This is a genomic window from Rhizobium sp. P1_E1, from assembly GCF_056406015.1.
On record NZ_JBFUAY010000068.1, the window covers coordinates 1 to 11,963 of the forward strand.

General features: G+C 63.1%; 10 protein-coding genes. 2 read left to right on the forward strand and 8 right to left on the reverse strand.

The annotated features are described in order from the left end of the window. From cydB to AC1D1Z_RS21195, 6 genes are all read right to left on the reverse strand, one after another. On the reverse strand, positions 1-809 hold an 809-nt coding region (gene cydB / locus AC1D1Z_RS21170; protein ID WP_477851641.1), incomplete at its 3' end, for a cytochrome d ubiquinol oxidase subunit II. A 6-nt stretch (positions 810-815) separates the two neighbouring features. Further along, positions 816-2,396 carry a cytochrome ubiquinol oxidase subunit I gene (locus AC1D1Z_RS21175; RefSeq protein ID WP_131647150.1) on the reverse strand — a complete coding sequence of 527 codons (1,581 nt, stop codon included), beginning with the start codon at positions 2,394-2,396 and terminating at the stop codon, positions 816-818. 74 nt (positions 2,397-2,470) lie between these two features. Then, positions 2,471-4,162: an amino acid ABC transporter ATP-binding/permease protein gene (locus AC1D1Z_RS21180; RefSeq protein WP_131647151.1), complete on the reverse strand. Its 1,692-nt coding sequence runs from the start codon at positions 4,160-4,162 to the stop codon at positions 2,471-2,473. Further along, positions 4,159-5,904 (reverse strand): thiol reductant ABC exporter subunit CydD, encoded by a 1,746-nt coding sequence (cydD, locus tag AC1D1Z_RS21185; protein WP_477851642.1) that lies wholly within the window; start codon positions 5,902-5,904, stop codon positions 4,159-4,161. The genes AC1D1Z_RS21180 and cydD overlap by 4 nt, the downstream gene beginning before the upstream one ends. Positions 5,905-5,908: 4 nt before the next feature. Beyond that, positions 5,909-6,487 carry a GbsR/MarR family transcriptional regulator gene (locus AC1D1Z_RS21190; protein ID WP_131647153.1) on the reverse strand — a complete coding sequence of 193 codons (579 nt, stop codon included), beginning with the start codon at positions 6,485-6,487 and terminating at the stop codon, positions 5,909-5,911. A 279-nt stretch (positions 6,488-6,766) separates the two neighbouring features. Beyond that, positions 6,767-7,366 (reverse strand): HupE/UreJ family protein, encoded by a 600-nt coding sequence (locus tag AC1D1Z_RS21195; RefSeq protein ID WP_131647154.1) that lies wholly within the window; start codon positions 7,364-7,366, stop codon positions 6,767-6,769. Positions 7,367-7,642: 276 nt separating this feature from the next. On the opposite strand from AC1D1Z_RS21195, the gene AC1D1Z_RS21200 reads away from it, so the two are divergent. Next, on the forward strand, positions 7,643-8,674 hold the full coding sequence (locus tag AC1D1Z_RS21200) for a hydroxyacid dehydrogenase (protein ID WP_131647155.1): 1,032 nt from the start codon (positions 7,643-7,645) through the stop codon (positions 8,672-8,674). A gap of 131 nt (positions 8,675-8,805) precedes the next feature. On the opposite strand, the gene AC1D1Z_RS21205 is transcribed toward AC1D1Z_RS21200, so the two are convergent. Together AC1D1Z_RS21205 and AC1D1Z_RS21210 are read right to left on the reverse strand one after the other, a co-directional pair. Continuing rightward, positions 8,806-9,801, reverse strand: a complete 996-nt coding sequence (locus tag AC1D1Z_RS21205; protein WP_477851643.1) for a Tim44 domain-containing protein — start codon at positions 9,799-9,801, stop codon at positions 8,806-8,808. 84 nt (positions 9,802-9,885) lie between these two features. Beyond that, a complete protein-coding gene (locus tag AC1D1Z_RS21210) occupies positions 9,886-10,344 on the reverse strand; it encodes a YbaK/EbsC family protein (RefSeq protein WP_028732471.1) in 459 nt (152 codons plus the stop codon). Between the two features lie 247 nt (positions 10,345-10,591). On the opposite strand from AC1D1Z_RS21210, the gene AC1D1Z_RS21215 reads away from it, so the two are divergent. Then, positions 10,592-11,938: an extracellular solute-binding protein gene (locus AC1D1Z_RS21215; protein WP_018448956.1), complete on the forward strand. Its 1,347-nt coding sequence runs from the start codon at positions 10,592-10,594 to the stop codon at positions 11,936-11,938. Positions 11,939-11,963: the final 25 nt, after the last annotated feature.

Consider the following 11,963-nt stretch of genomic DNA (forward strand, 5'->3'; position numbering starts at 1 on the left):
ATCCAGGAATGAGCGGCGTAGTTGGTAAGCCACGCGCCTTTCTCCAGCGCCACGGTCTTCAGCAGCGGATTGGAGGGACCGATAGGGCTGATATCGCTGGTGATGCGATAGCCACCGACGCCGATCCACGGGAAGAGGCCGCCGAGTGCGAAAAGCACGATAACGGCAAGGGCGGCGATGCTGCCATAGGTTCTGGCACGCACTGCGACCGGGCCACTCGACTTCAACACCAGCCAGGCCGCACCATGCATCGTCAGCATGGCTAGTGAAAGCAGGCCGCAGAGCAGAGCATAGGGGTTGAGCAGGGCGAAGAACGAGCCCTCGTAGAAGATCCGCATATCGTCGGCAAAGCGGAAGGGCACGCCCTGTAGCACGTTGCCGACTGCGACGCCGAAGATCAGCGACGGCACGAACCCGCCGACGAACAGCGCCCAGTCCCAGCCGCTCCGCCAGCTGGCGCTTTCCCGCTTCGACCGGTATTTGAAGCCGACCGGACGCAGGATGAGCGCGAAGAGGATCGCGAACATCGCCAGGTAGAAGCCCGAGAAGGACACCGCATAAAGCGGCGGCCAGGCAGCAAAGATGGCGCCGCCGCCGAGGATCAGCCAGACCTGATTGCCCTCCCAGGTGGCGCCGATGGTGTTGATCGCCACGCGCCGTTCCGTATCGGTCCGGGCAACGAAAGGCAGAAGGGTGCCGACGCCGAGATCGAAACCGCCTGTTGTCGCAAAGGCGATCAGCAGCACGCCGAGCAGCAGCCACCAGATGAGACGCAGGGTTTCATAGTCAATGAGTTCGTGAAGGATCATGGCAGGTCACTCCGCGGCCGGGACGAGGGTTTCGGAAACCAGAACCGCTTCCGGCTCGTCGTCCGGCTCCGGTCCTTGCTTGATTGCCTTGATCATCAGGCCCATCTCGATGACGATCAGCGTCGTGTAGAGTGCCGCAAAACCGATGATGGTCAGAAGCACGGTGCCGGCGCCAAGGCTGGAGACGGCGGCGGCCGTCGGCAACACGCCTTCGATCACCCAGGGCTGACGGCCGAACTCGGCGACGACCCAGCCGAGTTCAATGGCAACCCAGGGCAGGGGGATCGCCAGCACGGCAATCTTCAGAAGCAACGGATATTTGTCGAGATGGCGGCGCGCCGACAGCCAGAAGAAGGTGGCGGTCAGCAGGATGAAGAAGATACCGAGGCCGACCATGATGCGGAAGGACCAGAAGAGCGTCGGCACGTGCGGGATCGTATCGCGCGCAGCCTGAACGATCTGCTCGTCGGTCGCCTGGCGCGGATCGTCGACGTAGCGCTTCAGAAGAAGAGCATAACCGAGATCATGGCCGAGATCCTCGAAGGAGCTGCGCACTTCCTGCGCAACCTGGTCCTGTGCCGGTGCCGAACGGATCTGCATCAACGCGTCGTAAGCCTTGATGCCGTCGCGGATGCGGGTTTCGGCCTGCTGTTCGAGCTTGTCGATGCCGGGGATTTCGGTCGTCAGCGACCGCGTGCCGATCAGGCCCATGACCCAGGGAATGTGCACGGCAAAATGCGTTTCGCGCGCTTCCTGGTCGGGGAAACCGAAGGCGGTGAAGGCCGCCGGCGCCGGTTCCGTCTTCCACATGCCCTCGATTGCCGCGAGCTTCATCTTCTGGTTCTCGGTCGCGAGATAACCGCTCTCATCGCCAAGGACGACGACCGAAAGCGCCGAAGCGAGGCCGAAGGAGGCGGCGACCGTCATCGAACGCTTGGCAAGCTCGATATGCCGGCCCTTGATTATATACCAGGCCGAGACGCCGAGCACGAAGATCGAAGCGCAGACGTAACCGGCCGATACCGTATGGACGAATTTCGCCTGGGCCACCGGGTTGAAGACCACATCGAAGAAGCTTGTGATCTCCATGCGCATCGTCTGCGGGTTGAGCGCCGATCCCACCGGGTTCTGCATCCAGCCATTGGCAATCAGGATCCACAGCGCTGAGAAGTTCGAGCCGAGCGCCACAGCCCAGGTGGCGACCAGATGGCCGACCTTCGACAGTTTGTCCCAGCCGAAGAAGAACAACCCGACGAAGGTCGCCTCGAGGAAGAAGGCCATTAGGCCTTCGATCGCCAGCGGCGCACCGAAGATGTCGCCGACATAATAGCTGTAATAGCTCCAGTTCATGCCGAACTGGAACTCCATGACGATGCCGGTGGCGACGCCGATCACGAAATTGATGCCGAACAACGTGCCCCAGAATTTCGTCATCTGTCGCCAGATCTGGCGGCCGGTCATGACATAGACGGTTTCCATGATCGCCAAGAGCACGGACAGGCCGAGCGTCAAGGGCACGAACAGGAAGTGGTAAAGCGCCGTCAGCGCAAATTGGAAGCGCGAAAGTGCTACGATATCTAGTTCCATACTTTCTCCCACGGTCCCACGCGGTACAGGGCGTTCCTCAGCGCCGACGGCGCGTGAGGGCATGCAAATCTTGCTCAGTCCGGCCGAAGCCGGTCGAGCGCCTTTTCGAACGCCGCCTCTCCGCGGCGCGAAATTTCTGTGATGCGACCGCCTTCGATGACCGCGATGCGGTCTGCGATCGCAGCCTCGCGGCGGATATGCGTGGCGATCAGCAGCGAGCGGCCCGCCGCCACTGCCGAGAGACGGCGGAGCACGTCGCGGGCGGTGACGCCGTCAAGGCCCTCTGTCGGCTCATCGAGCAGCCAGAGTGGCGTGTCGCGCAGGAAGAGCCGGGCAAGCGCCAGCCGGCGCGACTGGCCACCGGAAAGGCCGAGCCCGCCTTCGCCGAGCGGCGTATCGATCCCCCCCCGCATGGCCTCAATATCGGCAAGCAGGCCGGCAGCAGCGAGCGCTTCGCGAAGGCAGGCCTCACTCGCATTGGGGTTAGCGAGACAGAGGTTGCCGCGCAGGCTGTCTTCGAAGAGCTCCGTCCGTTGCGTCAGCAAGGTCGTCGCCATCGCGGCAACACTTCCCGTCCTTGCCGGCAATTCGCCGGCAAGGAGGGCAAGCAGGCTCGACTTGCCGGCGCCGCTGCTGCCGATGATGGCCAGGTGTTCGCCTTGTGCAAGCGCGAGCTCGATGCCCTGGAGCGCCGGCACGGCGGAGTTTTCATGGAAGGCTGATACGTTCGCCAGCGAAAAAGCGCATCCCGGCAACGGCGCCGCCAATGCTTCAGGTGCCGCCGCGACGGCAAGCCGCGGCGCGATACGCCTTGCCGCAAGCAGCGTCCTGCCGAGTTCCAGGGCACCGCGGCGCAGCGCAGCGAAGGGTTCGACTGCCGCAAAGGCGACGAGCAGGCCGAGTGCGGCGACAGGGGCGGTGATCGCCTTCGTTTCCACAAGTGCTGCAACGGCAAGCAGCGATGCTGTGAGCAGCAGGGTCGAGACAAGGCCGAAGCCGAATGTCAGGCGGGTCTCGACGCGGTTCAACCGGTCGTCGGCGCGAGCGGCGTAACGATCGGCCGCGGTAATCGCCTTCCTCTGCGCCGCAAGCCGGCCGGCCATCAGCAGATCGGTCTGGCCAGCGACAAGATCGATCGTTCGAGACCGCAGCGCCTCGATGCCATGGGCGCGTTGGCGGGCATGCTTGCGCGCCGCCCGGCCGGCGATCAACGGCAGGCCGAGGCCGGCACCGGCGAGAAAAAGGCCGAAGCACAGGCCGAACAAGGGATGGATCAGCCCCAGCACGAGGCTTGCCGCCAGTGCTGCACCGATCGCGACAGCAGCCGGCACGAGGATGCGCAGGTAGAGGGAATCGAGCGCATCGATATCGGCCGTTAGACGGAAGAGCAGCCGTGCGGGACGGTGTGCTAGCGCGCGGGCAGTACTCGGTTCGGCAAAGCCGCGAAACAGCCTTTCGCGCAGGGCGGCGAGCACGCCGAGCGTTGCATCATGGGTCGCAAGCCTTTCGCCGTAGCGTGCGACTGTGCGGACAATGGCGAGAAGGCGGATGCCGGCTGACGGCGCAAAGACGTCGAAGGTGATGGCGACAGCGGCCGAAAGGCCGGCGAGCGAGGTGGCGGTGATGAACCAGCCGGACAGGCCGAGCAGGGCGATGCCAGCTGTCACCGTCGCCGCCGAAAGGGCTGCGCCGAGCAGCAGCGCACGCCGGCGCTCGGCAAGGAACAGACGCAGGATCGGCTTGAGGTCTGCAGCAAATCCGCTCATTCGGCCGCCTCCCTCATGACGATGTCTGCATCGACGCGCATGGCGCGATGCATGCGGGCGGCAAGCAGCGGATCGTGAGTCGCAACGATCAAAGTACGGCCCCTGGAGAGCGAAAGCAGGCTCTCGGCAACCTCGGCGGCTGTGGCGGCGTCGAGATGCGCCGTCGGCTCGTCGGCCAGGATGATCCGCAGACGCGGGTTGCAGGCGGCCCGCGCGATCGCAAGCCGTAGCGCCTCGCCGCCGGAAAGCCCGATCCCGCCTTCGCCAAGCGGCCGGTTGCCATAGGCGGCGGCGACCTTTTCGAGCCTGGCGGCGCCGAGCGCATCCGTCACGTCGCCACTTGAGATACCGGGCCTGCCGAGCGCGATATTGCCGGCGATGGTGCCTGCGAAAATATGCGGTCTCTGGCCGATCCATGCCATGCTGGCCCGCAAGGCGGCAGCGGTGTCATCCGCAAGTTCCATGCCGCCGATGACGATGCGTCCGCCGGTACAGGGCGTCAGCCCTGATATGAGCGAAAGAAGCGTCGACTTGCCGGAACCGCTTGCGCCGAGAAGCGCCAGATGTTCGCCGGTCGCGATATCGAGGTTGAAACCGTCAAGGATCAACGGCTCGGCGGCGTTGTAACGGAAATCAACATTCTCAAGACGGATGGCCGGCGCTTCGACGACGGCAGATGCTGCTGGCGCGACTTCGGCTGTTCCTCGGATGGACAGGCCGCCGGCAGCGAGGGCGTCCAGGGCTTTCAGCGCCGCTTCGCCGGCCGCCCGATCGTGCCAGACAGCCGACAGTTCGCGCAGGGGCTCGAAGAAGGCCGGTGCGAGCAGCAGGATGAACATTCCCTCGGTCAGGTCGAGCCGGCCTACCCAAGTGCCGAAGCGGATCTCGCCGAGCAGGCTGAAACCGACATAGACGGCAATCATCGCTACGCCGAGTGCGGCGAAAAGCTCGAGCACCGCCGAGGACAGAAAGGCGATCTTCAGCACCGCCATGGTGCGCGCACGCAGCGACTCCGCCTCCGACCGCAGGCGCAGTGCCGTTGCATCGACTGCGTCGAGCGCACGGATGGTCGCCAGTCCGCGCAGCCGATCGAGCAGGAAGCCGTTGAGGCCGCCGGTGGCGGCGAGTTGCCTTTCGCTGGCCGCCTGAGCACGCCAGCCGATCAGCGCCATGAAGATAGGGATCAGCGGCGCGGCAAACAGCAAAACCAGCGCGGCGACCCAGGAGACCGGCAGAATGAGGGCAAGGATGATGAGCGGCACGAGGCTCGCCTTCATGCGCGCGGGCTGGAAACGGGCAAGGTAGGGCACGATCAGTTCGGCCTGTTCGCCAAGCACGCTTGCGGCTTTGCCGGAGGCAGGCCGGCCGTGATCGATGGGCGACGACATGGAAAGTGCCGCGGCGGCAATCTGCCGCCTGCGGCTGAGCTCAGCGCGAGCGGCTTGAAAGGCCAGGCGGCCGCCAGCTGCGTCGAGACAGCTTCTCGCAAATCCGAGGGCGAGGATGCCAAGGGCTGGCCAGAGGACGTCATGCAATCCGCCGCCATCGGCGATGCGGCCAACCGAGACGGCCAACAACCCCGCCTGCGGGATCCAGACGGCAGCGGCCAGCGCCTGCAGCATTGCCGCTCTGCGCAGCCCCCCTTTCGCATCATCTGGACCGGTGACGGGCGAGACTGTATCGCCGTCCGGCAACGGCTCGGCCGCTTGTCTGTCCCTCGCGTCGAAGAAAGCAGTGCCCATGGCGCTAACTCTTGTTCGCAGGATTCGGCCGGCGGCTGCGGCCGAGCGAAACGACCCGGTCCTTGGCCTCCAGAAGCTTGGTCACTTTCGCGCCCAGCGAGAGTAGCGTTGCAAGCCTTTCTGTTTCAAGTTGTTTTACGTCCTCATACCAATGCGTCAGCTGCTCGATCAGCGTGTGCATCTCGCTCATGCGTTGCTGCGCATGCCGCTCGGCTTCGCTGGCCGGCCGTTGCATCAGGATCTCACGCAGAACCGACAGCGTCGGATCGACTTCACGCTTCTTTCTCTCTTCGGCAAGCGTCCTCAATATCTGCCAGACATCATCCGGCGTGGTGAAGAAATCGCGGCGATCGTCCGGCTTGTGTTTCAGAATGACGAGGTTCCAGGCCTGCAGTTCGCGCAGGCTCATCGACACATTGGAACGCGAGATGCCGAGCGACTCGGCGATCTCCTCCGCGCAGACCGGCGCGGGCGAAACGAAGAGCAGGGCATAGATCTGGCCGACCGTGCGGTTGATTCCCCAGCGCGATCCCATTTCGCCGAAATGGAGAACGAAGGACTGGACGAGAGGCGGAAGGTTCATGGTCATTTCCGTTGCGTCTGTGATTTCAGAAATTTCTGAAATCACTATACTGACTTTCGCGTCTCGCCGGCAATCGGCAAGGCAGGCCTGCGTCAATTTGGATATCCCTTCGTCGATCGTTGGCTAGATATAGCCGGGTGCGACGTGGCTGGATTTGACTTGGGTCAAGTCCACAGCACTTTGCAGCGATGACACAGAAACGCCCGGCGGTGCGTTACGCATGCCGGGCGTTCTGTCGAATCGCGATGTCTAGGCCGCGCCTAGTTAATGCCGTCAGGCTCAGATCAAGCCGGCCAGGATGCCGACGCCGGCAATGGCGGCAATGCCACCTGCCGTGCGCGTCACGAAGACGCCCTGGCGTTCACCGGCGCGGCCGATGATGTAACCAATGGCGAGACCGGCGACATGCAGCAGCGCGGTCGCGGCCATGAAGCCGGCGGCATAGGCGGCACCGGCGGCATTTTCCGGCATTTCGGCGCCATGTGCATGACCGTGGAAGATGGCAAAGAGGCCGACGATGCCGAGTGCTGCGGCCAGCGGCGCCTTGACGTTGAGCGCAACGATGGCGCCGAGGACGACGACGGAAAGCGCGATGCCCGTTTCAACGAAGGGAACAGCAATGCCGGCAATGCCGAGAGCACCACCGAGTGCCATCACCAGAACAAAGGTCGTCGGCACGAGCCAGGTGGCGCGGCCGCCGAGCTGAAATGCGAAAACACCGACCATCACCATGGCGAGGACATGATCGAGGCCAGACATCGGATGGGCAAAGCCATGGCTGAAGCCGGCAGCTTCGCCGATGGCGGGATGGGCGGAGGCGACGGCTGGAAGCGCTGCGGCAGCCAAGGCAAGCAGGCCGCTCTTGATTGCTGATTTCATTGCTCGATTCCCTCGTGAGTTTTCGAATATCCTGCGGCGGCCGAACACCAGCATGGTTCCAAGTCGCGCGCATTACGCTAGTTCAAAGAATTCTCGCCGTCAACGAAAACTCCATGAAATACAAGCCAATTCAAGTGCTTATCTGGTAGGCAGATGCCGCTTTCGATAGCTCCTTCCAACGCCCAGCGACTCAAGATCGAACTGGAAACGGTCCCCCACAGAGGCTATCAATCGTCCGGCAGAGACGGCGCRGACCGCCGTGATGGAGGAGACGCCATGACGAATACCAAACGGGCGCTGGCGATCAGCGCGCCCGAGCCGCGCACGCTCGATCTGATCTTCAGCGACAGCGCGCGCGCCGAACTGCATGCGAAATATGAGATCGTCGAGGCCGATCCCGAGAACATCGCCGGTCTCGGCGACGAGATCCTCGGCAAGGCGCGCTACATCATCGGGCAGCCGCCGCTTTCGGCCGACACGCTGGGACGTATGCCGGCCTTGCGCTCGATCCTCAATGTCGAAAGCAATCTTCTCAACAACATGCCCTATGAGGTGCTCTTCCAGCGCGGCATCCATGTCGTGACGACAGGCCAGGTCTTTGCCGAGCCCGTCGCCGAAATCGGCCTCGGCTTCGCACTGGCCTTGGCGCGCGGCATCGTCGATGCGGACGTCGCCTTCCGTCAGGGCACCGAACTCTGGGGCGGCGAGGGCAATTCGAGTGCGCGGCTGCTCGCCGGTTCCGAGATCGGCATCGTCGGCTTCGGCGATCTTGGCAAGGCGCTGCGCCGGCTCCTGTCCGGCTTCAGGGCCTGCATCAGAGTGTTCGATCCCTGGCTGCCGCGCTCGATCCTCGAGGAAAACGGCGTCGAGCCGGCAAGCCTGGAGGACATCCTGACGAAGAGCGATTTCGTCTTCGTCGTCGCCGCCGTCACCAGCGAAAACAAGGGATTTCTCAGCACGGAGGCCTTTGCCAGCATGCGCAAAGGCGCGGCCCTCATCCTCCTCAGCCGCGCCGATGTCGTCGATTTCGATGCGCTGATGGCGGCCGTTTCCTCGGGCCACATCGTCGCGGCGAGCGACGTCTACCCGCAAGAGCCGCTGCCGCCCGATCATCCGGTGCGAAGCCTGAAGGGTTTCATCCGCTCGGCGCATCGGGCCGGAGCACTCGACAGCGCCTTCAAGAAGATGGGCGACATGGTGCTCGAGGACATGGACCTGATGGATCGCGGCCTGCCGCCGATGCGGTGCAAGCGGGCGGAACGCGAAACAGTCTCCCGCATGCGTTCCAAACCGGTCGCGGTGAATTAAAGCATGTCGCGCAAAAGTGTGCGGCGGTTTTGCGATAACGACATGCGTGAAAATTAGAATCTAAAGCGCAAGGAGCGGATCTGAAAGATTGCGACGCGCTTTAGAGCAAAATGCTGATTTGGCGCGTCGCGTTAGGCGGCGCGCTGTTCGGCACCCTGGATCGCCGCAAGCTTCCAATCGGCGCCAGACCTGCGCACGAAGGTCCAAACCTCGGTGCTTTCGCTCGGGCGGCGGTCGTCGCCGGAAACCACGCGGCCGCTGTCGCGTTCGACCATGGAGTCGATCGAGGAATAACGCATAGCGAGCGTCGCATATTCCTGGCCGTCTTCGCGCCAGGCCTCGGCGATGTCGCCCTGCAGCAGCTTGACGTCGGAGACGCGGTTGCGCACGCCGTTGGTAGCGTTTTCGCCGAGTTCCTCGGCAAGATAGGACATCGCCTCGGGCGTCGTCAGCCGGCGCAAGGTGCCGTAATCCTCGGCGCCGTAAGCAGTCTGCACTTGGGTGAGCAGTTCCTCGAACTGATCGAGATCGGCCTGCGCCAGCCCGATCTCGTCGCTCGGTCGATTGCCGCGCGACGGCTGGCCGGAACCGGCGCCCGAACCGATCGTCGGGATCTGGAAGGACGAATTGTTCGTGGGCGACATGTTATAGGACTGGCTCTGGCCGCCGACGCCGTAGGAAGGCTGGCGACGGTTGGCGAAATAACGCATGGCGAGCATGACGGCGCCGCCGATCAAGACGATCTGCAGCAGCATGCCGAGAAAACCGAAGCCGCCGCCGAAACCGTGACCGAGCAGCATGCCGAGAAGGCCGCCGGCAATCAGGCCGCCGATCATCGAACGGCCGAATCCGCCGAAGAGACCGGGGCGCTGAGCGCCGAGGGGCTGTTGCGCGGTAGCAGGCGCGGTGGTCTGCGGACGTGGCGTCATCGACCTTTCGATCGGTGCTGCGGTTCCAGGCGCGGTGCTGGTGACAGGCGGTGCCTGGAAGGTGCGCGTGCCGCGGCTTCCGAAACCGCCGCTTCCGGCGCGGCGCGCCTCGGCATCGTCAAGGGAAGCAAAAACGGTAGCGCTCGTCAGAGCGGCAATTGCCGCGATCTTGGCAAAACGCGAAACGGCACTTRGCATTCCTGATCTCCTGTCATGCGCAATCACGGCATGTTGAGACCTAATATAGGTAGTCTTTCCGGAGTGTGAAGCTCTTCAGCTCCGTTACTGGCAGACGTCGACCCAGCTGGCGCCAGTCAGCTCAGCCAGCCGTCCGGTTTCGATGCGCACGGCCGAGTTCGTCGAGCCGGCCGCCGGCACGACTTCATCGAAGCGTTTCAATGAGATATCGCAATAGATAGGCAGCGGCGAGGGGAGGCCGAAGGGGCAGACGCCGCCGACCGGATGGCTGGTGACCGCTACGACCTCTTCGGCATCGAGCATGCGCCCCTTGGCTCCGAACGTGTCCTTGAACTTGCGATTGTCGAGCCTTGCCATGCCGCCGGCAACGACCAGCATCATCTGCTCGCCGACACGCAGGCAGATCGTTTTGGCGATCTGGGCCGGCTCGACGCCATGGGCTTCGGCGGCAAGTGCCACCGTCGAGGAACTCTCGGCGGTTTCGATGATTTCGATATCGGGTGCGTGGGCACTGAGAAAGGCGCGGACAGATTCAAGGCTCATGGCGCAATGCTAGACCAGGAAAAGCGCAATTTGAAGCGTAAAAGACGCCCGTCGAAAACCGCCGCTTGCAAGTCGTGCGGACATCGTCATAATAATTTTGCACACGTGCTCAATTATGTCATTCGGCCGTTACGTTCAACCCCTAGAGCGGGATACGCCACGTTTTCGTGGGGTTTCGGAGCGGTCATCATCAGCAGTGCTGACCCGTCAAGAGGCCTCACACTGCTCTTCTAGGGAGACGAAGAAGATGACCATTTTGCCGACACTGAAATCCTTTGCCGTCGTAGCCGCCATCCTGGCGTCGACCTCTGCAATTGCACTCGCCAAGGACGTTCACATCAGCGTCTGGGCCGGCGGCACCGGCCCGAACGACGTCTATCGCCTCGACGCCATCGAGATCGCAGCCCAGCAGCTGCAGCGTGAAGCCGCTCTCAAGGGCGAAGACCTGAAGATCACCGTCGAGAAGAAGCCTTATTCGGCCTGGGAGGACTTCAAGCAGGCGCTGACCCTTGCCGCCGAAGCCAAGACCGCCCCGAATATCGTCGTCAGCGGCCATGAAGACATCGCACCCTGGTCGCAGGCCGGACTGATCGTTCCGATCGAGGATTATGTCGATCTCGACTCATGGCCGCTCAGCGACATCTATGAAAACCTGTTGAAGATCGCATCCTACAACGGCACCGTTTACGGTATCCCGCAGGACGCCGAATCCCGCCCGATGTTCTTCTGGAAGCCTTACATGAAGGCGATCGGTTACAGCGACGCCGATCTGGACGCGCTGCCGCAGAGCGTCCAGGACGGCAAGTACACCATGAAGAACCTGCTCGAAGACGCCAAGAAGATGCAGGACAAGGGCCTCGTCCAGGCCGGCTACGGATTTTATCCGCGCACCAGCAACGGCCCTGATTACTGGCAGTTCTACACCAGCTTCGGCGGCACGATGGAAGAAGGCGGCAAGCTCGTTTTCGACAAGGCCGCGATGACCCGCACCTATCAGTTCTTCGCCGATGCCGTGAAGGCCGGTGTCACCAAGAAGAACCACATCGGCATGCCGGGCGACCAGTGGTGGAAGGAAGTCGCCACCGGCAAGGCCGGCATCTGGGATGGTGGCACTTGGCACTATGCCCGCCTCGTCAACCAGGAAGGCCTGAAGGACTTCTTCGGCAACGTGATCTTCACGCTGATCCCCGCCGGTGAAGGCGGCAAGGCCAACACGCTGACCCATCCACTCGTCTACCTGCTGACCGCAGGCCACGACAAGGAAGACACCGAGATCGCCGCCCAGCTGGTCAAGATCGCCTCCGAGCCGCGCACCAACGCGCTGCATGCGGTCAAATCAGCCCATCTCGGCATCTCCAAGTCGGAATCGACGGTCGACTTCTACTCGGCTGACCGCTGGACCCGCGAAGCCACCGAGCGCCTGCTGCCGCATGCCAATGCCATGCCGAACAATTCCGATTTCGGCAAATATTGGAACATCATGTGGAAGAACCTCGAAGCATCCTGGACCGGCGCCAAGACCGTAGACGCCGCGGTCAGTGATGCAGAGAGCGAGCTGAAGAGCACGCTCGGCGACAAGATCGTCATCCGTTAAGATTGAAGCACTCTTCCGGGCGGCG